The 24,575-nt window shown below is 44.3% G+C and carries 22 protein-coding genes; 5 read left to right on the forward strand and 17 right to left on the reverse strand.

Annotation, left to right across the window (positions count from 1 at the left end):
- Positions 1–29 precede the first annotated feature (29 nt).
- The 10 genes from SWOO_RS25360 to SWOO_RS00895 all read right to left on the reverse strand — a co-directional run bounded on the left by SWOO_RS25360 (position 30) and on the right by SWOO_RS00895 (position 11,060).
- Positions 30–3,401 (reverse strand): methyl-accepting chemotaxis protein, encoded by a 3,372-nt coding sequence (locus SWOO_RS25360; RefSeq protein ID WP_012322814.1) that lies wholly within the window; start codon positions 3,399–3,401, stop codon positions 30–32.
- 23 nt (positions 3,402–3,424) lie between these two features.
- On the reverse strand, positions 3,425–3,976 hold the full coding sequence (locus SWOO_RS00855; protein ID WP_012322815.1) for a chemotaxis protein CheW: 552 nt from the start codon (positions 3,974–3,976) through the stop codon (positions 3,425–3,427).
- Positions 3,977–4,023: 47 nt separating this feature from the next.
- Entirely contained in the window at positions 4,024–6,057 is a 2,034-nt protein-coding gene (locus tag SWOO_RS00860; RefSeq protein WP_012322816.1) for a chemotaxis protein CheA, read from the reverse strand.
- A 34-nt stretch (positions 6,058–6,091) separates the two neighbouring features.
- Positions 6,092–6,454, reverse strand: coding sequence for a response regulator (locus SWOO_RS00865; RefSeq protein WP_012322817.1), 363 nt, complete (start codon positions 6,452–6,454; stop codon positions 6,092–6,094).
- Complete coding sequence (locus SWOO_RS00870; RefSeq protein WP_012322818.1) at positions 6,454–6,750, reverse strand: STAS domain-containing protein; 297 nt, start codon at positions 6,748–6,750, stop codon at positions 6,454–6,456. Before SWOO_RS00870 ends, SWOO_RS00865 begins: the two co-directional genes overlap by 1 nt.
- 189 nt (positions 6,751–6,939) lie before the next feature.
- Complete coding sequence (locus tag SWOO_RS00875) at positions 6,940–7,584, reverse strand: SCO family protein (protein WP_012322819.1); 645 nt, start codon at positions 7,582–7,584, stop codon at positions 6,940–6,942.
- 30 nt (positions 7,585–7,614) lie between these two features.
- Positions 7,615–8,523, reverse strand: coding sequence for a heme o synthase (cyoE, locus tag SWOO_RS00880; RefSeq protein WP_012322820.1), 909 nt, complete (start codon positions 8,521–8,523; stop codon positions 7,615–7,617).
- Between the two features lie 102 nt (positions 8,524–8,625).
- A complete protein-coding gene (locus tag SWOO_RS00885; protein WP_012322821.1) occupies positions 8,626–9,609 on the reverse strand; it encodes a COX15/CtaA family protein in 984 nt (327 codons plus the stop codon).
- Complete coding sequence (locus SWOO_RS00890; RefSeq protein ID WP_012322822.1) at positions 9,609–10,154, reverse strand: hypothetical protein; 546 nt, start codon at positions 10,152–10,154, stop codon at positions 9,609–9,611. The genes SWOO_RS00885 and SWOO_RS00890 overlap by 1 nt, the downstream gene beginning before the upstream one ends.
- 210 nt (positions 10,155–10,364) lie before the next feature.
- Positions 10,365–11,060, reverse strand: a complete 696-nt coding sequence (locus tag SWOO_RS00895; RefSeq protein ID WP_012322823.1) for an SURF1 family protein — start codon at positions 11,058–11,060, stop codon at positions 10,365–10,367.
- Positions 11,061–11,094: 34 nt separating this feature from the next.
- On the opposite strand from SWOO_RS00895, the gene SWOO_RS25725 reads away from it, so the two are divergent.
- Entirely contained in the window at positions 11,095–11,313 is a 219-nt protein-coding gene (locus tag SWOO_RS25725; protein WP_012322824.1) for a DUF2909 family protein, read from the forward strand.
- A 120-nt stretch (positions 11,314–11,433) separates the two neighbouring features.
- Here SWOO_RS25725 and SWOO_RS00900 read toward each other — a convergent pair whose 3' ends face one another.
- The 6 genes from SWOO_RS00900 to lexA all read right to left on the reverse strand — a co-directional run bounded on the left by SWOO_RS00900 (position 11,434) and on the right by lexA (position 17,770).
- Complete coding sequence (locus SWOO_RS00900) at positions 11,434–12,309, reverse strand: cytochrome c oxidase subunit 3 (protein WP_012322825.1); 876 nt, start codon at positions 12,307–12,309, stop codon at positions 11,434–11,436.
- The gene (locus SWOO_RS00905; RefSeq protein ID WP_012322826.1) at positions 12,306–12,869 is read right to left on the reverse strand and encodes a cytochrome c oxidase assembly protein; all 564 of its coding nucleotides are present in this window, start codon (positions 12,867–12,869) and stop codon (positions 12,306–12,308) included. Before SWOO_RS00905 ends, SWOO_RS00900 begins: the two co-directional genes overlap by 4 nt.
- Positions 12,870–12,871: 2 nt before the next feature.
- The gene (ctaD, locus tag SWOO_RS00910) at positions 12,872–14,494 is read right to left on the reverse strand and encodes a cytochrome c oxidase subunit I (protein WP_012322827.1); all 1,623 of its coding nucleotides are present in this window, start codon (positions 14,492–14,494) and stop codon (positions 12,872–12,874) included.
- Between the two features lie 9 nt (positions 14,495–14,503).
- On the reverse strand, positions 14,504–16,045 hold the full coding sequence (gene coxB / locus SWOO_RS00915) for a cytochrome c oxidase subunit II (protein ID WP_012322828.1): 1,542 nt from the start codon (positions 16,043–16,045) through the stop codon (positions 14,504–14,506).
- Between the two features lie 598 nt (positions 16,046–16,643).
- Complete coding sequence (locus tag SWOO_RS00920; RefSeq protein WP_012322829.1) at positions 16,644–17,156, reverse strand: cell division inhibitor SulA; 513 nt, start codon at positions 17,154–17,156, stop codon at positions 16,644–16,646.
- Positions 17,153–17,770 carry a transcriptional repressor LexA gene (gene lexA, locus SWOO_RS00925; RefSeq protein WP_012322830.1) on the reverse strand — a complete coding sequence of 206 codons (618 nt, stop codon included), beginning with the start codon at positions 17,768–17,770 and terminating at the stop codon, positions 17,153–17,155. Before lexA ends, SWOO_RS00920 begins: the two co-directional genes overlap by 4 nt.
- Positions 17,771–17,989: 219 nt before the next feature.
- Between lexA and plsB the strand changes: the two genes are divergently transcribed.
- Positions 17,990–20,413, forward strand: a complete 2,424-nt coding sequence (plsB, locus tag SWOO_RS00930) for a glycerol-3-phosphate 1-O-acyltransferase PlsB (protein WP_012322831.1) — start codon at positions 17,990–17,992, stop codon at positions 20,411–20,413.
- A gap of 107 nt (positions 20,414–20,520) precedes the next feature.
- Positions 20,521–21,777 carry a tryptophan permease gene (gene mtr, locus SWOO_RS00935; RefSeq protein WP_012322832.1) on the forward strand — a complete coding sequence of 419 codons (1,257 nt, stop codon included), beginning with the start codon at positions 20,521–20,523 and terminating at the stop codon, positions 21,775–21,777.
- A gap of 46 nt (positions 21,778–21,823) precedes the next feature.
- Here mtr and SWOO_RS00940 read toward each other — a convergent pair whose 3' ends face one another.
- The gene (locus SWOO_RS00940) at positions 21,824–22,834 is read right to left on the reverse strand and encodes an AraC family transcriptional regulator (RefSeq protein ID WP_012322833.1); all 1,011 of its coding nucleotides are present in this window, start codon (positions 22,832–22,834) and stop codon (positions 21,824–21,826) included.
- Positions 22,835–22,968: 134 nt separating this feature from the next.
- Between SWOO_RS00940 and SWOO_RS00945 the strand changes: the two genes are divergently transcribed.
- Both SWOO_RS00945 and SWOO_RS00950 read left to right on the forward strand, forming a co-directional pair.
- A complete protein-coding gene (locus SWOO_RS00945; protein ID WP_012322834.1) occupies positions 22,969–23,328 on the forward strand; it encodes a hypothetical protein in 360 nt (119 codons plus the stop codon).
- On the forward strand, positions 23,321–24,541 hold the full coding sequence (locus tag SWOO_RS00950) for an HlyD family secretion protein (protein ID WP_012322835.1): 1,221 nt from the start codon (positions 23,321–23,323) through the stop codon (positions 24,539–24,541). The genes SWOO_RS00945 and SWOO_RS00950 overlap by 8 nt, the downstream gene beginning before the upstream one ends.
- The last annotated feature ends 34 nt before the right edge of the window (positions 24,542–24,575 follow it).

Raw genomic sequence — 24,575 nt, forward strand, 5'->3', positions numbered from 1 at the left:
TTTTCCTCTATGATTTCCAATTGCTTCTCCTAAAATTCATTCCACTCTTCATCACTAATATTGAGATTTCCATGGGAGTCGCCGGAAACTAATGCCAGTGGTGCTGAAGTGAGACCTGAGCTAGTTTGCTCTTTAGCTTGAAAGAAGCTGAGCTGATTCTTCATATTACGAGCCTGCTCTGCCATGGCGTCCCCTGCAGCAGAGACCTCTTCAACCAATGCTGCATTTTGTTGAGTCATCTCATCCATCTGAGAGATCGCTTTATTAACTTCCTGGATCCCTGAGGACTGCTGGTCTGATGCAATACTAATTTGGCTTATCATATCAGCCACTTTTGTGACGGCTTGCACTATGTCTTGTAGTGTTTCTCCTGATTGATTCACCAGCTGAGTACCATCTGTTACCTTACCTACGCTGTCGCGTATCAGCTCTTTAATCTCCTTCGCGGCTCCTGCACTTCGTTGTGCTAGGTTTCGAACCTCTCCGGCAACGACGGCAAAACCTCGTCCCTGCTCACCTGCTCTTGCGGCCTCAACTGCTGCGTTTAGTGCTAATAAGTTAGTTTGGAATGCGATTTCGTCAATAACACCAATGATATCAGAGATACGCTTACTGGAATCATTGATGGCTTCCATGGCTGTGACGGCTTGCTCTACCACCTTACCGCCATGATCGGCTTTAGTATTTGCTTCCTGAGCTAACTCATTCGCCAGTGTCGCATTTTGGGCACTTTGAGTTACAGTGGCTGTCATCTCTTCCATACTTGATGCTGTCTCTTCGAGAGAGGCTGCTTGCTCTTCGGTTCGTTGACTAAGGTCTGAGTTACCTTGAGCTATCTCTTCTGCACCAGATGTCACCGTATTGGCTGACTCGTTAATGCCCCCAATTACTTCTGTTAGCCTCGATGCTGTCGCGTTTGCATCAGTTTGTAATTTGCGGAACTGACCATCGTAATCTCCATTTATTTGGCGGGTTAAATCGCCTTTAGCAAGCCCGTCAAACATATTGACCACATCGGAGATAACGCTATCTGCAATACCAACTAAACGGTTTAGTCCATTGGACAGATTGAGGAAGAAGCCCTCTTTCCCATCGGTAGATACTCTGTGGCTTAAGTCACCAGCCGCAGCCGCTGAAATTATTGTGTCTATCTCATGTTCTATTGCCACCTCTGCTGTACGGTCGGTCCACTCAACGACTGTCCCTATCTTGTCACCGTTGGTGTCTTTTATTGGATTAGCAACAACTTTGAAGGTTCGACCACCAACGTGGAGCTGGCTTGAATAGGTGCTGTTTAGATTACCCAAGAGGTTACGTTGATGGCTTGGGTTTTTATGGAAGCCGTCTATATTAACCCCGATGAGATTATTAGCGTCGAAGTTAGGCAGATCTTTGACAATGTCTGATTGTGCTGCTCTAAACATATTGGACACTGCATTGTTCATATAGATAATATTTAGATCTGCGTCAGCCACCATGGTATTGGCTGATACGTTATCGAGAGCTTGTTTAATTCGTGCATTTTCAGCTGCCAGTTTCTGCTCTTCGGCTTCTTTAGCCAGCTTAGCAGTCACATCTAACCACTCCACTACGGTTCCAGTGCGCTCGCCATTATTAAATACTGGTGTCGCGATTAAGTTAAAGGTTAAGCCTGATACTTTGATACTGGTTTCATAAGTACTGGTTAGTTTGTCTAGAAGATTGCGCTGGTGGCTTGGTTTTTGATGGAATATATCGATATTGGCGCCCATTAAGGTTGTCATATCGAATCGGGTGAGAGTTTCTTGTAACTTACGTTCATTCTCAGAGAGCATAGCTTTAAGAGAATCATTAAAGTAGATGATCTCATAATCTGCATTTGCCATCATCACGTTTGCTTGGCATACATCCAATGCTTGTTTAACGCGTCCTGTCTCAGCTGCGGCCTGTTTATCTTCCGCTTCTTTAGCGAGTTTTGCGGTAATATCTTGCCATTCGACGACGGTACCTGTTCGTTCTCCATTATCGAAGACTGGCGTTGCAATGAGACTGAAGGTGAGGCCTGATACTTTAATATCAGTCTCATAGGTGCTGGTAAGTCTATCTAACATACCTCGTTGATGAGCTGGGTTTTTGTGGAAAATATCGATATTGGAACCCATTAAGGTGGACATGTCGAATTGATTAAGGCTCTCTTGCAAGGTACGCTCATTTTCACTCAACATCTCTTTGAGGGAGTCGTTAAAGTAGACAATATTGTAATCTGCATCAGCCATCATCACGTTGGCTTTACACACATCCAGTGCTTGTTTAACACGGCCTGTTTCTGCAGCTTGCTGTTGTTCTTCGGCTTCTTTAGCGAGTTTTGCGGTAATATCTTGCCATTCGACGACGGTACCTGTTCGTTCTCCATTATCGAAGACTGGCGTTGCGATCAGACTGAAGGTGAGGCCTGATACTTTAATATCAGTCTCATAGGTACTGGTAAGTCTGTCTAACATACCTCGTTGATGGGCTGGGTTTTTATGGAAGATATCGATATTGGAGCCCATTAGTGTAGACATATCGAATTTACTTAGGCTCTCCTGCAGAGTGCGTTCATTTTCAGATAGCATCTCTTTAAGTGATTCGTTGAAGTAGACAATATTGTAATCTGCATCAGCCATCATGACATTGGCCTTACACACATCCAGCGCTTGTTTTACGCGGCCAGTTTCTGCTGAAGTTCTTTTCTCTTCAGCCTCTTTGGCAAGTTTCTCTGTCATATCTATCCATTCAACCACAGTACCTGTTCGTTTTCCGTTTACAAAAATTGGACTGGCGATGAGATTAAACTTTAATCCTGCTACTTCAATGTTTGCTTCGTGGCTACCATTAAGGCTTTCAAGGACTCTTCTTTGATGGGCTGGGTTACTGTGAAACATATCAATACTTTTGCCGATGAGATTCTTAGTATCGAAATTAGAAAGACTGCTTTGAAGGGCTTTTTCATTTTGGCTAAGCATTTCGGTAACTGAATCATTCATATAGGAAATGTTAAAGTCGGCATCAGCCATCATGACATTGGCCTGACAAACATCCAGTGCCTTGATGGTGGTTTCATCTTGTTGTCGCTTATGATGCAACTCCTCAATCCTGTTGGTCAGGAGCCCCCAGCTAGGCAGATCTATGTCGGAAAAGTGCGGAGGTTCATTATTGAGTAAAGCGTTGCTAACTTCATTAAGCGCTTGATCTGTGTGCTTTTGCCATTGAGTTAGCTTAAGTAGGCCAGCAGCAATCAATAAGATAGCGAGGACCTGAGCCGTTGCTATCCAACTTGTTGCTTGTCCTGTTAAGGATAAGGCTAAGGCAATAGCACTGACCAGCAAACCTGCTATCGGCAAGGCTCTAGTGTTTGATATGTTGGCGTAGTTTGCTTCCATTCGTTTATCCTCGTTATATCTGTTTATTCATTGACTGCTTGTGGCTGCTGAGCATCGATATTATGAATTAGGTTAGAAAGTTGAGATGCCTCTGGCAGGATCTCACTGCCGAGTAGCTTGTTAATATCTAAGAGGATCACCATCTTATCTTCTGTGTTGGTTAACCCTTTTATAAAGCCTAGATCTGTTTCGTCACCAAAGTCTGGGGCGTTGCGAACATCACCATGGTTGACGCTAAAAACATCTGATACGGCATCGACAACAATGCCGATGACCTTGTGATCACTAGCGATAGCAACTTTGACTACGATGACCACTGTGGTTGCACCATACTCTAAGGTTTCAATGCCGAACCTTTGCCTCAGATCTATGATGGGAACTATGGTTCCTCTAAGGTTGATAACCCCTTTAACATGGCTAGGAGAATTAGGGATGATGGTTGTTGCTTCCCAACCTCTGATCTCCTGAACTGAAAGAATATCTACCCCATACTCTTCACTCGCCATGATGAATGTTAGGTATTGCTGGCTGATATCATCTGCAATGGCTTGTTCTTGCTGGGTTATCTGTGTCATATCAAGCTCCGTCAATCCTTTTATACGTTGTAAATATCCATTCCAGTTTAAGCTGCATGTTCTTTCATATTGGCAATTCCGGCTAAGGTTACTAATCCAGAGATATCGATAATAAGAGCCACAGTTCCATCACCTAGAATTGTTGCACCGGAAACTCCCGGTACTTTGCTGTAGTTGTCTTCTAGGCTTTTGATGACAACCTGTTGTTGCGAGAGAAGCTCATCAACAAGTAGGCCTATTTTTTCGTTATTAGAGTCTACAACCATGACTAAGCCGTCTCTAATCTCCTGAAAATCAGCGTCATGTCCAAACTCTTGAAACACCTTAACGACCGGAAGGTACTCTTCTCTGAGCCTGACCAGTTCGTGATTTTCGCTGATACGATTAATTCTCTGCTCTTCAACTTGCAAAGATTCATGAATTGAGACTAAAGGAACGACGTAGGTGTGCTGTCCAACTCTTACTAGTTGTCCATCAAGTATAGCCAAGGTCAGTGGTAGGCGTATGGTGAAGCGACTGCCTTTATCTTTAGTGGATTTAAGTTCAATTGTGCCATTGAGTTCATGAATGTTTCGTCGAACAACATCCATGCCGACACCACGTCCGGAGAGATCAGAAACTGCCTCTGCAGTTGAAAAGCCAGCTTTAAAGATAAGTTGATGAATGGCATCTTCACTTAACTCTTCATCTTCAGTTACTAAGCCTTTATCGATCGCTTTTTTATGAATAAGCTGGGTGTCGAGCCCTGCTCCATCATCAATGATCTCTATGATGATGTTGCCGCCTTGATGAAATGCATTGAGAGTGATGCTTCCTTGCTCCGGCTTACCTTTACTTACCCTAACTTCAGGGGTCTCAAGACCGTGATCTAAAGAGTTTCTGACAAGGTGAACCATAGGGTCGACTATCTTTTCCATCACAGTCTTATCTAACTCGGTATCTTCCCCTTTGAGAATGAGCTCAACCTGTTTTCCTAGTTGTTGACCTATATCACGAACGAGTCTAGGAAAGCGGTTAAAGGCAAAGCTGATGGGGAGCATACGTATCTGCATCACACTCTCTTGCAGATCTCGGGTATGTGAGGCGAGTTGTTCTAGTCCCTGTTTCATTGAAAGTAGGGACTCTTCATCTATCGTATCTTGTTGACCTATTTGGCCAAGCATTGCCTGGGTTATGACTAGCTCTCCTACCATATTGATAAGAAGGTCTATTTTTTCGATACTGACACGTATAGAGCCACCTTCAGGTGTCTTTGCTGGTGTAACAGCCTTAGGTTTAGCGATAACCTCTGTGCTAGGAGATGCCTCTGTGTTAGCGGGAGTTCCTGCTTCTTCTGCTTGCTCTTTAACTGGTGCGTCTGTTTCTTGGTGGTAGTTAATCGTGCATTCATCTTCGACCCATTCAAACACCTCTTTTATCTGCTCTAAAGGTTTATCTGTCACTAAGGCAAGCTGCCAATTGAGATAACAGGCTTCAGGATCCATATCGGAGAAGTCGGGAAGTGTGGAGTCGACTAAAGTCACCTCTAGTTCACCTAGAAGTCTTAGCTCATTAAACATTAAACTTGGGTCGTTACCGCATCGAAGAATGTCTATACCAGGTTGAAAGTCAATAATCCAAGTGGTGTTTTGGGGACTGCTCTCCCCACTACTTGATTCTGTTACGCTCTGCTCCTCTTCTGACTCTGATGAGTTTTGTGCGAGGGCTGCTGTAAATCTGGTTTCTAGTTGTGCTAATAAAGGGTCTGCAAAATCAACTTTGCGCATTAATGCATCTATCATGTTACGTAATAGATCGACCGATAGAAGTAACATATCTTGGTGATCTGTCGTCATCTGACGGCGACCATCTCTTATTTCATCGAGAAGTGTCTCAAGTAGATGGGTGTAATCAGCAACTTGAGTGAAGCCAAACGTAGCACTACCGCCTTTAATAGAATGGGCGGCTCTAAAGATGGTGTTGATAGATTCATCATCAGGCTCATTGACTTCAAGTTTTAGGAGTTCAGACTCCATGCTTGCTAGTCCCTCTAAGCTCTCTTCAAAAAATACCTGACTAAATTGACTAAGATCTATTTCCATATTTAGTTGCCACCGTTAGGTCCATATATTGTGATTAACCTAGTACTTTTCGTACTGTTGCAAGAAGTTGATCTGGGTTAAACGGTTTTACTATCCAGCCTGTTGCCCCTGCAGAGCGCCCTTCATGTTTCTTATCAACTCCAGATTCTGTCGTTAACATTAATAAGGGGGTGAACTTGTAAGCTGGAAGTGTTCGTAAGTTACGGATTAAGGTTAATCCATCCATTACAGGCATGTTGACGTCGGAGATAACGAGGTCAAATTCTCCTCCTTGAGCAGCTTTGAGGGCTTCATCCCCATCACAAGCCTCTGTCACATCAAATCCAGCTGTTTTTAATGTAAATCCAACCATTTGACGCATTGAAGCCGAATCATCGACGGCAAGTATTTTTTTCATTAGGTATCCTCCTCAAGCGTATCCACTTTTAGGTGCGGGAGTGAGATCCCTAGTTCTCCTAAGCTTTCTAAAAGGTCATCTTGGCAACCTAGCCAATCTACCTTCAGAGAACGGGCATCACATGTTTTGGAAAAAAGGTGAAGCAGCTGTGCACCTGCTGTGTCCACTCTAGATAATTGACTTGCATCGATATGAAGTATTTCTGCTTGTGTAAATAACTCACAAAGTTGAGTAAACACAGGCTGAATATTTCGAATCGTTATCTCTGAATCCAATTTAATAGTTTGATCCGACATTTAATTTTTCCTTTGGATTACTTTTGTCCATCCCTGCAAGATCAAAAGATAGTAGGCAAATAGGAGTATTTCCTCTTTTGGAATAAATTTTTTCGAATACATTTAGTTAAGAGATATGTATAGGGGAGAGGATAGTGGCTTGGTAGAGAGACGTTTTGTGGCTTTAAGTGATTGTATTTAGCTGGTATTTTATTGCTGTGTGCTAACGATTTTTCCTATATCTGAGATTAAGTTTTTAGTTAAAATTTGTGGCAGTGTTCCAGGTGTCGAAGATTTAGGTTTTATGATGGCTACTTTTCTTCCCTCTGGTGAGATTAGCGCCATAGAGGCACTATGATCTACTTGATAATTCTCTCCCTCTCCAACCATAGCGTAAACAAAGCCTAAATCGCGAGTTAGCGGAAAAAGCTGGGCATGCTCACCAGTAATTGCTGTGAATTCGGGGTTAAAAAAATCCATATAAGCGAGCAGTTTCTCTTGCGTGTCTCGTTGAGGATCAACAGAGAGAAAGATAATTTGCAGATCGATATCTTTTAATAGCTCAGGGTAAGCCGCACTGAGTTTCCCCATGGTTGTAGGGCATACGTCTGGGCACGAAGTATAACCAATGAAAAATAGACTCCATTTATCGGCAAGTTGTGAGTTTGAAAATAGGTTTCCATGTTGATCTTTCAGAGAAAAAGGCGCTAACTTTTTTGCTGTTGGGAAGATAAAGCTAGTTGCGAGCTCAGGTTCAGCGCGATGAGATTTAAACTGGATAGCAGCGGCAACGCCTAGCCCTAAAAGAGCTAGACCGAATATCGTTGAAATGACAACTGTTAACCGCTTACTCATAAACCGATCCTGTTCTGCTATTGATAAGGCTTAAACCCAAAGGTAGTGGTCGACTAAAAGCACGATAAATAACAACATTAAGTGATAGATGGAGAAGCGGAAAACTTGCATCGCCAAACCAGGTTTATCATCAAATTTTAGTTCCCAGGATTTATAGATAAAGCCGCAACTCAAAAGTGTCGAACCTACCAGATATAATGGGCCACACATGCCAACCAAAACTGGGAGAAGGCATGCGATTGCAAGCAGTATGGTGTAAAGCAAGATACAGGTTTTGGTAAATTCTGTACCATGAGTGACTGGTAGCATGGGGATATCCACTTTGGCGTATTCAGCCTTTCTATGGATAGCTAATGCCCAAAAGTGGGGCGGGGTCCAAGCAAAAATAATGATGACCAGTAACAGGGCGTTGCCGTGAAACTCTCCAGTCACCGATGTCCAGCCTAATAATGGTGGCATAGCTCCCGCTAACCCCCCTACAACAATATTCTGCGGCGTGGCTCGTTTGAGGTAAGCGGTGTAGACAACAGCATAACCGAGTAAGCTGGCGAAGGTTAACCAAGCGGTTAACTCATTGACCAAGGTGTAGAGTAAAACAAAGCCTAGTACAGCAAGAGAGATAGAGAAGGTTAACGCTTTCGTTATCGAAACACGTCCCTTAGGTAGAGGTCTGTTATAGGTGCGAGCCATCAATCCATCGATGCGTCGATCGATTAAATGGTTAAAGGCGGCTGCTGCGCCAGCCATCATGCCGATACCTAGAAGTCCAAAGATCAGCGGCTGTAATGGCACAGCCCCGGGTAGTGCCAGACACATTCCCACTAGAACAGTTAGTAGCATTAAGGCGACAACTTTAGGCTTTGTCATCTCATAATAGGCGCGCCATTGGAGTGGCTGACTCTGGGTGTCACTTGACGAGATAGAAAGTGGTTTTGCCATGGCTAATCCTCTGCATTGGCGTTACGCCGTTTTGTTTAGTTATAGTGCGTAATCAATTCTGTTAATCAAATATCTGTATTGGCCTTTGTCATTGCGAATGTTTTATGCTTTTCGCCACAGTGCGTAATTAATAAAGACTAAGTTAAGTAGTAGTAAAGCTGCGCCGGCATTATGGGAAACTGCAACACCTAAAGGCAGGTGAAGCACGACATTGCTTATTCCTAACGCAACCTGTAAGCACACGAGTAAAACCAGCAGTAAAGCGGAACGCTTCAGTAGTGAAGATTGAGATTGTTGATATAACTTAAAAGCTAACCAAAATAGCATCGCAGCGGTGACTACTGCCCAAAATCGGTGAACAACATGTATTGTCATCCTCGAAGCATAATCTAATACGCCAAACTCATAGGTATCATGCTCTCCCTGAAAAGGGTTAAAAGCTTGAGCGAGTTTCAGGTTGTTATACCAGTCACCTTCACAAATAGGTAAGGTTGTGCAAGCAAGGGCCGCATAGTTTGAGGAGGTCCAGCCTCCAATAATGATCTGTAAAATTAATACGCCTAAGCAAATTAATGCGAGAGGAGCAAGTTTACGAGCAATGGCGTCTCCTCCGGGGATCCTCAATGGTTTAGTTCGCAAATACAGTAGCAGCAGTAAGGCTATTAAGCTAAATCCTCCAATAAGGTGGGACATCACCACGACAGGCATGAGCTTCATTGTGACTGTCCACATGCCTAGGGCTGCTTGGAACACGATCAATAGGGCGATCAATCCTGGTAATTTTTTAGGGGCTTCATCTTTTTTCAAACAAAGAATAAAGATTAGTAGTACCAATAAACCAAGAGCGCCAGCGATATACCTATGTATCATCTCTAACCAAGCTTTTTTGGGCTCTACCTCATGGCCAGGAAAAGTCGCTTGCACTTGAGATAGTTCATGAGCTTGGCTCGGCACTTTCAACATGCCATAACATCCTGGCCAGTCGGGACACCCGAGACCGGCATCAGATAGTCGGGTATAAGCCCCCATTAATATGACGCACAGGGTGAAGATGATGGTTATTTTTAGTAGAGAGGGGATCTGCATTAGCCAACCCTCGACAGCTTCAGCATTTTTCTAAGATCTGATACTAAGGATTTTCCTTGGAGGACCTGCTCTTCTCGACCCGATACCGAAGGATATCGCATCACTAAACTACCTAATGGATCCACAATGATCATCTGCTGCTGGCTGAGCATCTCACTCATCTGATTGTTTGCTTTAGCTGTCTCAAATGGGCTGTTTGATAGTGCGGAAATATCACTTTTATCGTTAACTAGTATTAGGGTATGGACTCTGTCTTGCTCTCTTCCTAAAGCCACATGGCTTTGTTGAAGAATATAGAGACGATCTTGACAAACTTGCTCGCAGATTTCAGGAAGTAGGTAGAGAAGTTGCCACTCTTTAGGTTTAGGGTTTTCCATGGCAAGAGAGGAGTAACTGGTACCTGTAGTAAGCAGCTCTCCCTTATTGGTAGCGCCGCCTTGATACAGATCTAAACTCAGCACAATTTTTGCGGCGACCACAGGTAGGATAAATACCAGTAGTAAAATAAGAAGTGGTTTCTTGCCGCTCTTTTTTGGGGAGTTCATACTCTCTCCTCTCGTTAGATACCTCGCAGGATCTCCTAAAAAATTAGATGATCTCTCTATCGAGGTAACACTAGTTTTGTTTCCCGAGACGGCTAGGAAACGACTTTTATTATCTGTATTGGTAGTAAAAAACTGCCTAATACCTAACCTACTTGGTCTTGTTTCTGTTGGCAATAGTCATTTGTACTTATTGTCATCTTATTGTTTTTACTATTTCTTTTTTAACCTGACTCTGATGAAGTAGAACACGAGAAGTGCAAATGCAACAGCCATAGAAAACCACTGGAGGGCATAACCTAAGTGTTTTTGAGCCGAGAGGGGGATCGGTTGCCATGGATGGGGCAGGTTGATTCCCTTAATGCTCTCTGGTTGAAGCACTGCTAATGCCACGGGATGGTTCAATGTGGTTTCTATCTGTGAAATATTTAAGTTCTGAACTCTTTTAGGCCATCCCTCTTCGGCAAAAAGATCTGAGCTCATAGGGTTCGCTTGTTTCTGATAAAGGCGCCCCGTGAAGGTCTGAGATTGATTAATGTGCGGCAGCTTAGGGAGCACTCTTCTGTCATTGCCAGCAGGGACAAATCCGAGTTCAACCAGTAACCAAGGGTCGATGGGATTGACCTGCATAACTTGCAGTGCAAGGTAGCCAACTTGACCATTAAAGATTTGATTGTCGAGTAAAAACACTTTGTTTCCCACTGGGGTGACAGTGGTACTAAGTTTGTAACCTGTGAGTGGCTCGCTCGCAGGAAGCGAAAGCAGTTTACGATATGAGAGCGGAGCCGCGGCTTGCCTAGAGGTTAGTTGAGATTGTAGCTCCTCTTTTAACTCTGCGCGGGATAACTGCCAGAAACCTAGCTTGACCAGAAGCAAAAACAGACTCACAGTAGCAAGTATAACCAGCACTTTGGTGCCTCTCCAAAATAGCCGAGGATTACGAGTGAATACACTATTGGTGTTTAAATTAGTTTTAGTACTGCTACTGCTTTTCATCTTATTTAATCTTGCCCGAGCCCTATTTATAATGGTGAAAGGGGAGAGTAAAGTCCCCATGAGCCAATATCTTGGTCGTAGAGTTATCTTCTCCGTGCTGGTGGTTGTGCTGTTATTGCTGGCCATGGCAACGGGCGTTATCACACCCAATATAAGGCCATATTGAGCGAGTAAGGTTGTTCACTAGAGCGCTGATTATTTTTTCTGATAAATTGTTTTGGTTGAACACCCAAAAAGGGGTTGCCGCGCAGTGCTCATATAGAGATGCGCAGCTAGTCTGTTTCGATTAAAGGACGTAGACAAAGATAAATAGGCATAACCAAACTACGTCAACGAAGTGCCAATACCAGCTTCCTGCCTGAAATGCGAAGTGCTTATCAGGTGTGAAATGTCCTTTTAAAACCCGGAAAAAGAGTACGATTAAAAATACAGTTCCCAGCGTGACATGCATACCGTGAAAGCCTGTTAGCAGGAAGAAGGTGTTGCCGTAGACGCCAGAATCTAAGGTTAATCCCATCTCCTGATAGGCATGAACATACTCTTCTACTTGCAGACCTAAGAAGGCAAATCCAAGTAAAATCGTTATTCCTAACCAGACTGAAATTGCCGAGCGTTTTCCTTTCTCAAGGCTAACATGGGCCATATGCAAGGTGATTGAAGAGGTGAGAAGTATGAGGGTGTTGTAAAGGGGTAAGCCAGTCCATCCCATTGCTTGGGTCGTTGTACCGTCAGGAGTTTTGACTAAAGGCCATATCGCTTCAAATCCAGGCCAAAGTACTTCGTTGGTCATAGCATTATTAGAATCACCACCTAACCAAGGTACTGCAATCATTCTGGCGTAGAGCAGAGCGCCAAAAAATGCCGCAAAAAACATAACCTCAGAGAAGATAAACCAGCTCATTCCCTGTCTGAATGAACGATCCATTTGTTGGGAATAAAGTCCACTCATAGACTCGGCGATAACGGTTCTGAACCAGCCAAAAATCATATAGATGATGACGGCGATTCCTGCGAGTAGTATATATCCGCCGCTACTACTCTCTGTATTGAGTTGTTGTACATAGCTTCCCGCGCCGAAGGCGATAAGAAATAGGCCTATTGCGCCAATAATGGGCCAGGCGCTTTGGGCTGGGACATAGTAATGTTCGTGCTTAGTTGTCATCTTGCTGCTCCTTGCTCTATCGCATCAACATATCCACGATCTGTGATGTTGTAGAGGGTATAAGAGAGAGTCAATGTTGATATGGATTCTGGTAAATCCGGATCCACAAAAAATATCAGCGGTAACTCTGCGCTGGCTTTGGCCGTTAATCTCTGTTGATTAAAGCAAAAGCACTCTGTTTTATTAAAGTAAGCCGCTCCTTGACCTGGGGATACAGATGGAATTGCCTGTCCAAGCGTCTCCTCCATTGAGAGGTTTATCGCTTTAAAGTTAGTTCTTATTAACTCACCTGGATGAACCTGCATTCGTTTCATCTCAGGTGTAAACTCCCAAGGCATATCACTCTGTATCTGTGCCATAAATTCAACGGTAACCGTTCGGCTTTTATCTATGGTCATAGCTTGATAGCTGCTTGCTGTATTACTGGTTTTGCCATTTATTCCTAGTTGCTCACACAGGACATCATAGAGAGGAACTAAGGCAAAACCGAAGCCGAACATGCCAATAGCACCCGCTATCAACATAGAGATCAGCTTTTTATTCGATTCTGCCTTCTCCATGATTATTTAATCTCCGGCGGCGTACTAAAGGAGTGGTATGGAGCAGGACTTGGTAGAGTCCACTCTAAACCTTCGGCGCCATCCCATGGTTTTGCCTCAGCTTTTTCACCGCTGCGTATGCACTTGATGACCACATACAGGAAGATTAGTTGAGATAAACCAAAGGCGAAACCGCCAATTGAAACTATCTGGTTTACATCAGCAAACTGCACCGCGTAATCAGGGATCCGCCTTGGCATACCTGCTAAGCCTAAGAAATGCATCGGGAAGAACAGCACATTGACCGAGATGACAGAGGTCCAGAAATGGATCTTGCCCCACTTTTCATCGTACATATTGCCTGTCCACTTAGGTAGCCAGTAATAGGCGGCTGCCATGATTGAGAATATAGCGCCTGTGACTAACACATAGTGGAAATGGGCAACCACGAAATAGGTATCGTGGTATTGGAAATCAACAGGGGTGATCGCCAACATCAATCCAGAAAATCCTCCAATGGTAAAGAGAATAATAAAGGCGACAGCAAACAACATCGGGGTTTCAAAGGAGATTGATCCCCGCCACATGGTTGCGACCCAGTTGAACACTTTCACCCCTGTAGGCACCGCGATCAGCATAGTACAGTACATAAAGAAGAGCTCTGCAAAAACAGGCATACCCGTTGTGAACATATGGTGTGCCCATACTAGGAATGAAAGTATTGCGATACTGGCGGTTGCGTAAACCATGGAGGAGTAACCAAACAGAGGTTTTCGACTGAAGGCTGGCACAATGGCTGAGATGATACCGAAAGAGGGTAAAATCATGATGTACACTTCCGGATGTCCAAAGAACCAGAAGATATGCTGGAACATCACAGGATCTCCACCACCTGCTGCATCGAAGAAGCTAGTGCCGAAGTATTTATCGGTCAATACCATGGTCACAGTACCTGCAAGAACTGGCATCACCGCAATCAATAGGAAAGCTGTGATAAGCCAAGTCCACACAAACAGAGGAAGCTTCATCCACGTCATACCAGGTGCACGCATGTTGACGATTGTCACCACAACGTTAATAGCACCCATGATGGAGCTAATTCCCATAATATGCACTGCAAAGACGAAGAGTGCAGTGCTGTCTGGGCTATAAGTTGTGGATAGGGGAGCGTAGAAGGTCCAACCAAAGTTGGGACCACCACCTTCCATAAATAGAGAGCTCAGCAAGATGGCGAAAGCGAAAGGTAAGATCCAGAAGCTCCAGTTGTTCATTCTTGGGAGTGCCATATCCGGCGCGCCAATCATCATGGGAATTAGCCAGTTAGCTAATCCTGTGAAGGCTGGCATTACGGCCCCGAATACCATGATAAGACCATGAACTGTGGTCATCTGATTAAAAAAGTTTGGCTCAACAAGCTGGAGTCCGGGCTGAAAAAGTTCGGCTCGAATAACCATGGCCATCGCGCCACCAGTGAGGAACATGATGAAGCTGAACCAGAGATAGAGCGTGCCTATATCTTTGTGGTTTGTAGTGAAAAGCCAGCGTTTAATCCCAGTCGGCATCGCTTCATGATGGTCGTCATGGTGATCTGCTTGATTATGTTCTGGCTCTATATTGTCTTGTGCATCGTGTGTTGTACTAGTCATAGCGTTCCCCTATTGACCATGCTGATTAACATCAGCAGCCTGAACCATATCGCCTGTGTTGTTACCCCATGCGTTTCGTTCATAAGTGATCACGGCTGCAATCTCTTGCGGCGTTAATTGTGCCCCGAAAGCCTGCATAGCGGTTCCGGGTTTACCCTTGATAACCATATCAAGGTGGCCCGTTACTGGGCCTGTGATCACTGGGCTGTTTACTAATGAAGGGAAGGCGCCAGGGAGGCCTGTTCCTGCAGCCTGATGACAAGCAACGCAGTTGGTCATATAGACCTTCTCGCCCATAGCCATGAGTTCATCCATGGTTAAGTCATCTAATACAACGGCTTTAACCTCTTCGACCACTTCTGCAGCGGCCTCCTCAATCTCAGGTAAGGTTACTGGAACTGCAGCTTCTGACTCGCTCGGTGTTGCGGAAGCTGGGCTCGCGGAGCTGATATCTGCCGCTTGAACAGTATCACCAGAGTCATTGCCCCAAGCATTACGCTCATAGGTAACCACAGCCGCAATTTCTGTTGCAGTTAACTGCTTAGCGAAGGCTTGCATTGCAGTGCCAGTCTTACCATTTAAAACAATATCAACATGACCTGCGACAGCGCCTTTAATCAGAGGACTGCCAATAAGAGAGGGAAACACCCCAGGAAGACCCGCACCGTTCGGTTGGTGACATGCAGCGCAGTTTGCCATGTATACCTGTTCTCCTTGAGTCATTAGTTCATCCATACTCAAGGTTTTACTCAATGCTGCTTGGGCTTCTGCGGCAGCAGAGCTTGCTTTACTCTTCTGCTCAACTAACCAAGTATCGAAATCTGCTTCAGAAACTGCTTCGACCACAATTGGCATAAAGCCATGGTCTTTGCCACATAACTCAGCACATTGGCCTCGGTAAGTTCCTGTTTTGTCTATACGTGTCCAAGCTTCATTAATGAATCCTGGATTGGCATCTTTTTTAACAGCGAAAGCGGGCACCCACCACGAATGGATGACATCTTCTGAAGTCATAAGAAAACGCACTTTCTTGTTGATTGGAAGAACTAAGGGGTTATCAACCTCAAGGAGATAGTTCTCTCCTTTTGCCTCTGTGCCATCGATCTGTTCTCTGGGAGTGGAGAGTAAGCTGTAAAATTCGATATCTTCATCAAAATAGCTGTAATGCCATTTCCATTGAGAGCCGGTAACTTTAATTGTGATATCGGCATCGGAAGGATCTTCCATTGCGATCAGGGTTTTAGTGGCGGGTATTGCCATTAAAATAAGTATGATAAAAGGCACAACGGTCCAAGCTATCTCAACCTTTGTACTTTCGTGAAAATTAGCCGCAATCGCACCTTTGGATTTTCTGTGATTGATCATGGAATAGATCATCACACCAAAGACCAAGATTCCGATGGCACAACAGATATATAGGATGATCATGTGCAGGTTGTACACCTGACCACTGATCTCCGTAACCCCTTGAGTCATATTCAAGGGCATCTCTGATGCCAACATGGGTGGCGTAAACAGCAACGCCAGAAAACAATACAGCGCTTTCTTCACTAGACTTCTCCTCTGCCAAAATATAAGACAAAGAAGAGTCACACAGTAAGTCTCTGCTCTATGCAAACTCTTCAGTTCCCAAAAAAGCAACGATGACATCAAAGTACGCTAGCGGTTTTACTTATTATTGTGAAAGTAGCAGTCTTTTTTGCTGCTGAAGTTAACCACATCTGTACCTACTACAGAATATATCTGTTTCGATTTCCGCTAGGTAAACAATGCAGTTATATCACTGGGAATTGATTTACTTTGCAGACGACTAAATCGCTTTGGATATAACAAATTATCGTTGTTATGTTTCTAACTTACTGTGTGTTGAAATATTGATCAAGATCACTTTTTCTTTATTTTTAAATTAATAATGCCATTTCATATAGGTATTTAGCAGGTTTCGATATTGTTAAATTTTTCAATCCTAGGTATTGATGAAGAGATAGTCATTTTCTTTTTAGTCACTAAAAACCTCATGGTGTATGGGTTTCAAAGCCCTTTATATAAGCTTGAAACTCTTTAGATATGCTGGATATTCAGATGTTTTTTGAAAGTGCTATTCGCAAAAAAGCCCCATAAAAGGGGCTTAAGAAGATAGGGGGAGAGATTAGTGAACGGATGAAAATAAACTTGGTTGCAAAGCTGAGTCGATAATAGGGTTATGGGTATTTACCTGAGAGCTTGAATTTGCATCCTCAATAACAACGCCCAACGCTCTAGCACTTTTAGCAACAATTTGAAGACGGCGGCTATCACGTGCATCTAACGATTGAGTCCAACAGAGCACTGCGCTAGAGGTGCCACTTGTCAGTGCTTTTTCCATTGCCCAGAGGGTTTCCACTTCATCTTTTGCATGTACCAAAAGTACGCGGTTCATTCTAACACCGGCTTCTGCTAGCAGCTTCTTGTAGCCTATATTCGGTGGGCTGATTAACACTATCCACTGTCCCTGCTGGCTTAATGTGGCAAGCTGTGAGCTCACCTGTTTTAACTCTTCACGCCCTTGTGTAGAGCTGGCTACAGAGGAGATAGTACTGCTTTGTAGCTGGCTGGAGTAATGAGTCTGGTGATCTATCCAAAGTCCAGGATGTCTTGGGCCATTGCCGATTAATGTGTTCATTGCCAATCTCCATTGCGAATAACACCGACAGCCAATCCTTCAATACTTAGGCTTTGGTTAGTTAGATCAACGACTATAGGACTGTAATCTTCATTTTCTGCATGAAGGTAAACAGTACTGCCTTTTTTCTCGAAGCGTTTAACTGTTACATCATCTTCAACACGGGCAACGACAACCTGACCGTTTCTTGCTTGCTCAGCCTTATGGACAGCCAGAAGATCTCCTTCGAGAATACCGATATCTTTCATGCTGTCGCCACGTACCCTAAGTAGAAAGTCGGCACTTGGATGGAACATATTTGGATCAACTTGATAATGCTGTTCAACATGCTCTTGAGCTAGGATAGGCTCCCCAGCTGCAACTTGGCCTATCAAAGGTAAGCCTTGCTCTTCAAGCTCCTCTGTTTGAGCTAACCTAATACCACGAGATGTACCAGGAATGATCTCAATACAGCCCTTTTTAGCTAGAGCCTTTAGGTGTTCCTCAGCAGCGTTGGCGCTTTTAAAACCTAAACGTTTAGCAATTTCTGCACGGGTTGGAGGCATGCCTGTTTCGGCAATATTGCATTTAATTAGTTCAAGAATTTCAGCTTGTCGTGGTGTTAAAGGTCTCATTATCAATCCTGTCTTTCTATACAGTAACTGTCAGTATATACAGTATTTTGATCAGTGCAAGTATTAACCAAATTTTATCTGTTTTTCTTATCTGTACTATTTAAGCTCTGTTTTTCTCTCTGATAGCAGCGGTTATCTAAGGCTTGAGCTAATTTGGTGGAATTATTCAAAATCTGGTACTCTATGCAGTTATTAAATTAAACACATTGCATAAGAATAATGTCCAAACAAGACTCCCTTTGGTTTAAATCACTGCGCTGGCTTCAGAAAAAGTTGGTGCATACTATTGTTGTGCCGCAAGAACCGTTTAAGGATCTAAATCTAGATCCTGAGAAACCGCTCGTTTATGTGATGAAGACTGAATCTCTCAGTGACATCGCAGCTCTCAGTGAGATCACGGGAGAGCTAGGTTTACCTAGCCCTTATGAGCCATTAGAGGTTGAAGGGCGGTCAACGCCTAGAGTGGTATGCCTAGAGGGGGCTAAGCCTCTTATGGGGAAAAGGGAGAGTAATGAGTTCTTCCTAAGTAGCTTTATGGATCTGTTAAAGGCACATAAAGAGAGTCCAGATCTCGATATTCAACTGGTACCTGTGAGTCTCTATTGGGGAAGAACGCCAGGTAAAGAGGATGACACGATGAAAGCCGCTGTGCTTGAGCGTGAGAATCCAACTTGGTTGCGTAAATGTTTGATGATCCTATTTTTAGGCCGACATAACTTTGTTCAATTCTCCAATTCGGTCTCGATACGTTATATGGCCGATGAGCATGGCACTGATAAGCGTATCGCACATAAACTTGCCCGCGTAGCCCGAGTGCACTTTAGCCGTCAGCGAAAGGTGATGACAGGCCCAGTTTTACCTAAGAGGCAGGCCCTTTTCCATGCCTTGATTAACTCAGAAAGTTTAAAGAGAGCGATTCAGGAGGAGGCGACGAGCAAGAAGATTTCAGAGGTTGAAGCCAGAGCGAAGGCGATGGAGTATCTGGATGAGATTGCTGCGGATTACTCAGACAGCTTAGTGCGTATTGCTGAGCGCTTCCTGACCTGGTTGTGGAATAAGCTTTACAAAGGTATCAATATTAAGGGAGCTGAACAGATCCGTCAGCTACACCATGATGGCCATGAGATCATCTACGTGCCTTGTCACAGAAGCCATATGGATTATCTGCTGCTCTCCTATATTCTCTATTACCAAGGTATGGTTCCGCCTCACATTGCAGCGGGGATCAACCTGAATTTCTGGCCTGCAGGCCCTATGTTCCGCCGTGGTGGTGCCTTCTTTATTCGCCGTAGTTTCAGAGGTAATAAACTGTATACCGCTGTGTTTCGCGAATATCTGGATCAACTTTTCACTAAAGGTTACTCGGTCGAGTACTTCACCGAAGGTGGACGTTCAAGAACCGGACGCCTATTGGCACCTAAAACCGGTATGATCGCGATGACGCTTAACAGTGTACTTCGTGGAATGGAGCGCCCAGTGACTTTGGTGCCTGTCTACCTTGGTTACGATCATGTAATGGAAGTGGCGACTTACCATAAAGAATTAAGTGGTAAGAAGAAAAAGAAAGAGTCGGTTTGGCAGGTTTTTGGTGCTTTGCGTAAGCTAGGAAACTTTGGTCAAGGCTATGTGAACTTTGGTAAGCCTATCACCTTGCATAGTTTTCTAAATGAGCAGGTTCCTGATTGGCGTGAGGAGATCGCGAGCGACCCTGAGCAGAAGCCAACATGGTTGACCCCTGTGGTTAACACTCTTGCGAATCAAGTCATGACCAATATCAATGACGCTGCGGCGGTGAGCTCAGTCACCTTGACTAGCTTAGTTCTGCTGGCGTCAGAGCAAAATGCTCTCGAGAGAACTCAGCTTGAGAAGCAGCTGGATCTCTATCTTAAGTTGCTAAAAGATCTACCTTATACCTCATACACATCTGTTGTAGAAGGTGATGGCAAGCAGCTAGTCACTCAAGGCTTAGAGCTGAAGAAACTACAGTTAGATAGCGACCCACTGGGTGATATCGTCTCCATTGATGAGAGTATCTCCATTGCGATGACCTATTACCGTAATAACATTATTCACTTAATGATTATTCCTTCACTGGTTGCTAGCTGTTTGACTCAACATGAGCGGATCACCAGAGATGAGATCAAAGCGATTATTGCCGACTTCTATCCTCTGCTTGAAGCTGAGCTGTTTATGGGTGTTGAAGATACCGATAAGTTAGTCGAGCAGATATTAGATCTGTTTATTGAGCAGCAGTTGATCCGTGAAGATACTGGTTTCAGTGTGGTTGAGACCAGCATTAATCAGTTATTGCTGCTTGCTGGCACTGTGAGTGAGACGTTGCAGCGTTACGCCATCATCTTTAATCTGTTAGCCGATTTCCCAGAGATGGAGCGTTCAGATCTAGAGGCTGAAAGTCATAAATTGGCGAAGCGTTTAGGTGCCCTTCATGGCATTACCGCACCTGAGTTCTATGATAAGAATCTTTATAGAACCTTGAGTGTGAAGCTTAAAGATCTAGGTTACCTCAAAGATAACGGTAATAAAGCCGATGTTGAGAGAGTTCGTGCGTCAGCCAATGGCTTATTGAGGTCTTCTGTTAGGCAGACCATAGTCGATAGTGTTGCAGCGGAGCGCTCTGCTTGATAATTAACAGTGAGTATGGGGCCGTAAATCGGCCTCATCATCTTGAAAGCGGTTTTATTATATTGGCAATCATTGGCCATAGTTCAGATTTGGAGAGTTAGGGTTATATGGCCAATCATATGAATGCAGCCAAAGATAAGGCTGCGGGTAAGTCTCTGCTTGGCGGAGCGATGATAGTTGCGGGTACAGCGGTTGGTGCAGGAATGTTTTCCCTGCCTGTTGTTGGTGCCGGTATGTGGTTTAGCTATTCAATTCTAATGATGTTAGGTGTCTGGTTCTGTATGCTGGTTTCCGGCTTACTACTACTTGAAACCAACCTTCATTTCGAGCCTGGCTCGAGTTTTGATACCTTGACGCGTGAAACTTTAGGTCAGTTTTGGCGAATAGTGAACGGCTTATCTATCGCCTTTGTGCTCTATATTTTAGCCTATGCCTATATCAGTGGCGGTGGCTCTGTCGTTAACCATAGTCTGCAAGTGTCAGGTATCGAGTTGCCTCAAAGCCTTGCTGGCTTAGTTTTCGCCTTAGGTTTGGCGTTTATTGTTTTTATCAGCACTAAGGCTGTCGATAGGATCACCACGATCATGCTCGGGGGGATGATCATCACCTTCTTCCTTGCAATCGGTGATCTGCTGATCGATATCGATACAGTGAAGTTGTTTGCACCTAATGGCGAGGACACTTATCTACCTTACATTTTAGCTGCACTGCCCTTTGGTCTTGTGAGTTTTGGCTATCACGGTAATGTGCCGAGCCTGGTTAAGTATTACGGCAAAAAGCCTAATACGATCATCAAGGCGATACTGATCGGCACCTTGATCGCATTTGTTATCTATGTCTGCTGGTTAGTGGCTACCATGGGGAATATTGCCCGTGGTGACTTCGTTAATATTATCGCCCAAGGCGGTAATATGGGGGTCTTGGTTTCGGCTCTGTCTGATGTGATGAGCAGTAGCTGGTTAACTACCATGTTAACGATTTTTGCAAATCTAGCCGTTGCTTCTTCGTTCCTAGGGGTTACCTTAGGTTTGTTTGATTTTCTGGCCGATCTTTTTGGCTTCGATGAATCCAGAGGTGGACGCTTTAAAACGGCCGCAGTGACCTTCCTACCACCGACAGTGCTTGGATTACTTTTCCCGAATGGCTTCTTGGTTGCCATCGGTTTTGCAGCACTTGCGGCGACAGTTTGGACTGCGATTGTACCAGCAATGATGGTGTACAAGATTAGAAAGAAGTTTCCTAATTCGACCGGTTTTAAAGTTCCTGGCGGTAATGCGGTGATTGTCATCGTAATGTTGTTCGGTATTATTACCGGAGCCTGTCATTTATTAGCGATGGCGGATCTACTGCCTGTATACGGGTAAGGTAAAGATTCAGTCTGAAAGCCCTCTTCTGAGGGCTTTTTTGTTTCTATTTCTTTAGATTAAGTCTGTCGAGATATTGCTGTGGAGTGCACCTTCTCAAGCGTTTGAAGGCTCGGCTAAAACTCTGTTGATTGGCGTAACCTAATAAGCTGGCAATCTCATCTATCTCCTTGCCGTCCAACATATACTTAATTGCCTGATTACTAATAATATAATTACTTATGGTCGAGAAGCTGAGACCTAAATACTGTAAACGTCGTTGTAGCTGCTGTTCGGAGATATTAAAAAGCTTAGCGACCGCTTTCACCTTAGGCAGACCATAAAAACGTGAGTAGTTGATCATCTCAAAAAGCACTTTAGGTGCATCATGGGGCTGAGGCATGTTGAGGTATTTCTCAAACAGGGATCTTGGCATGGTGACAGGAGCATTAAACTCCTGATCTGGACTGATTGAGTGCACCATCTCATCAATATCAAACCAGATCTCAGTTTGGGCTGCATTCCAAACTACCGGAGAGCCAAATAGCTCCGATACTTGCTCATGACCTATTGCTGAACCACTGAGTTGTACCCGAATTGGGCGATAATCTTTGCCTAAAAAATGGCGCTGAGCATTAAGTAAAGTGATCGCAACTCTGAGGGAGTCTAGACTCTTTTGTTGCTTAAAAACATAGGGGTTTTTATAGCACCATTTCATAATTTTGGCCGATTGGCTCACATAGTAACTGGCTCCGGAGTGCAGGCTGACGACTCCGTAGTTGATCCTACGTATGCTCATCGCTACATCTGGGGTTGCGAGTGGATCAATTCCCGTGATCTCTAGCCTATTAAAATGCAAATACTCACTGAGTTTGACCATATAACAGGGATCTTGGCTAAGTTCTGCAAGCTCTGTTAACCAGTGGCCGACTTGAGTAAAAGGGATAAGAGCCATAGGCTCCTGCATTAAGGTTTGAGGGATATTGAGATCCCGATAACCGATCCCAAATATCTGCTGCATTCCATCAAATACAGGCTTTAAGTAACAAACTCGAATAAATGAAGTGTTAAATTTCATAGGCAGGTCTTCCAATAGCTGAAGGCTGATTTAATCATAAATGGTGTAAACTTGATATGTTTGGCCTCAATCTATTGCTCGTTTATGGATAAAGGTCAGACAATAGGTTTTTAAGTTTATAGGAGGCCATTTTCATGAGTTTACTGGGTATGCCGTTTGTCGATACGGGGGCAGATACAGCACTTCATGTTGTTGCCTTGGTTGTGATGGTCGTCACAGTGTCTGCCGTTGCAGTTGGGTTTTGGAAGATACATGAGATGCCTATCAATAAGGCGCATAAAGAGGAGCATCATCAGATAGGGCTTATCACTGCACTCACATGGATTGGTTTTGTGTGGCATTGGGTATGGGTGTTAGCCGTATTTGTTGCATTTGTCGATGGTGAGAAAGCACTAAGAAAGTTAAGAGATATTTGGCATGAACAACCAGACAACTCAGCCCAGCAATCCCTAGAGGCTCCTCAGTCAGATAGAGAGGTTACCAATAATGCTTGAAGGCTTGGCTGTTTGGGCTCTATTTATCTACCTGCTTCGTTTAGTGGGTATGCCGTGGAATAAATTTTCTAAGGCGTTTGCCTATATCGGTGGCGGAGGTTGGCTGCTATTTGTTTGGGTCGGCCTACTAAACTTTACCCCTATGGATCTCTCTGGAGGCTCACTGGTTCAATCTCCTCATATTCAACTGCGCCCCGCATCGAGTCAGATTAAAGGTTCGGTTAAACATATCTATGTCGAACCAAATCAACGTATTGAGCAGGGGCAGCTTGTGTACGAACTTGATGATGAGCCCTATCAAATTGCGTTAAATAAGGCCAAGGTGGATCTCAATGCCGCTGAAGTTGCATTAAAGCTTGCCAATGAAGATGTAAAGCTTGCCATGAAGCAACATCAGAGTGTCTTGGCTGATACTAAGATTAGTCAGAGTCAGGTAGTGGCTGCACAGAAAGATCTTAGCTGGAAGGAGAAGACCCTGACTCGCTATGTTGAGCAAAATAGAGTTGTTCCTGACACTATCACTAAGAGCCAGTTAGATGAGCAACAAACGGCTGTTGCTTTAGCTCAGTCGCAGCTAGCAAGCTATGTTGCCAGTGTCGAGAAAGCGACGTTTGCAGAGCATAAAGCGGGACTTGAGATTGAGAAAGCACACCTTGCGGTCGCCAGTCGTCAATCGGATCTAGCTGGCCAAGCTGAAACATTAGCGAAGGCGCAATGGGATCTGGATAGCACTAAGGTTTATGCCCCAGCAGATGGCTATCTGACAAATTTTATTATGCGAGAGGGGCAGTTTGTCGGGCTTGTACCACGTATTGCGATGTACACGGATGAGAAATACGTCTTGATGCGGGTAAACCATCAGGCAATACGTAATGTTAAGGTGGGCCAAAGTGCAGAGTTCGCTTCTGCTGTTTATCCCGGTAAGGTGTTTCGTGCTCAAGTTGAAGGGATTGTCGAGGCAACTGGTGAGGCTCAGGGAAGCTTATTGGCTCGTGATGATAATGTACGCCAAACGACGGGACAGAACCTTAATAATAAGCATCACTTTGTTCGATTGAAGCTGGAGGAGGGGGAGTATGACCTCCCCGTTGGGGCTGTCGGTCTAGCTTGGATATCTGCAGAAAAGCCCACTGCACTGCTGAGCTTTCTCGACGTGATCCGCGGCATTATTATCCGAATGAAGTCACAGATATATTACTTCTACTCAATTTAAGATATACCCCAACCTCAAGATCAGGGGTTGGGCT

It is taken from the genome of Shewanella woodyi ATCC 51908, from assembly GCF_000019525.1.
GTDB lineage: Bacteria > Pseudomonadota > Gammaproteobacteria > Enterobacterales > Shewanellaceae > Shewanella > Shewanella woodyi.

Bases quoted from the DNA above. Each gene is read 5' to 3' on its own strand.
- SWOO_RS25360 (WP_012322814.1), bottom strand. From the start codon at position 3,401: ATGGAAGCAAACTACGCCAACATATCAAACACTAGAGCCTTGCCGATA.
- SWOO_RS00855 (WP_012322815.1), bottom strand. From the start codon at position 3,976: ATGACACAGATAACCCAGCAAGAACAAGCCATTGCAGATGATATCAGC.
- SWOO_RS00860 (WP_012322816.1), bottom strand. From the start codon at position 6,057: ATGGAAATAGATCTTAGTCAATTTAGTCAGGTATTTTTTGAAGAGAGC.
- SWOO_RS00865 (WP_012322817.1), bottom strand. From the start codon at position 6,454: ATGAAAAAAATACTTGCCGTCGATGATTCGGCTTCAATGCGTCAAATG.
- SWOO_RS00870 (WP_012322818.1), bottom strand. From the start codon at position 6,750: ATGTCGGATCAAACTATTAAATTGGATTCAGAGATAACGATTCGAAAT.
- SWOO_RS00875 (WP_012322819.1), bottom strand. From the start codon at position 7,584: ATGAGTAAGCGGTTAACAGTTGTCATTTCAACGATATTCGGTCTAGCT.
- cyoE (WP_012322820.1), bottom strand. From the start codon at position 8,523: ATGGCAAAACCACTTTCTATCTCGTCAAGTGACACCCAGAGTCAGCCA.
- SWOO_RS00885 (WP_012322821.1), bottom strand. From the start codon at position 9,609: ATGCAGATCCCCTCTCTACTAAAAATAACCATCATCTTCACCCTGTGC.
- SWOO_RS00890 (WP_012322822.1), bottom strand. From the start codon at position 10,154: ATGAACTCCCCAAAAAAGAGCGGCAAGAAACCACTTCTTATTTTACTA.
- SWOO_RS00900 (WP_012322825.1), bottom strand. From the start codon at position 12,309: ATGACAACTAAGCACGAACATTACTATGTCCCAGCCCAAAGCGCCTGG.
- SWOO_RS00905 (WP_012322826.1), bottom strand. From the start codon at position 12,869: ATGGAGAAGGCAGAATCGAATAAAAAGCTGATCTCTATGTTGATAGCG.
- ctaD (WP_012322827.1), bottom strand. From the start codon at position 14,494: ATGACTAGTACAACACACGATGCACAAGACAATATAGAGCCAGAACAT.
- SWOO_RS00920 (WP_012322829.1), bottom strand. From the start codon at position 17,156: ATGAACACATTAATCGGCAATGGCCCAAGACATCCTGGACTTTGGATA.
- lexA (WP_012322830.1), bottom strand. From the start codon at position 17,770: ATGAGACCTTTAACACCACGACAAGCTGAAATTCTTGAACTAATTAAA.
- plsB (WP_012322831.1), top strand. From the start codon at position 17,990: ATGTCCAAACAAGACTCCCTTTGGTTTAAATCACTGCGCTGGCTTCAG.
- mtr (WP_012322832.1), top strand. From the start codon at position 20,521: ATGGCCAATCATATGAATGCAGCCAAAGATAAGGCTGCGGGTAAGTCT.
- SWOO_RS00940 (WP_012322833.1), bottom strand. From the start codon at position 22,834: ATGAAATTTAACACTTCATTTATTCGAGTTTGTTACTTAAAGCCTGTA.
- SWOO_RS00945 (WP_012322834.1), top strand. From the start codon at position 22,969: ATGAGTTTACTGGGTATGCCGTTTGTCGATACGGGGGCAGATACAGCA.
- SWOO_RS00950 (WP_012322835.1), top strand. From the start codon at position 23,321: ATGCTTGAAGGCTTGGCTGTTTGGGCTCTATTTATCTACCTGCTTCGT.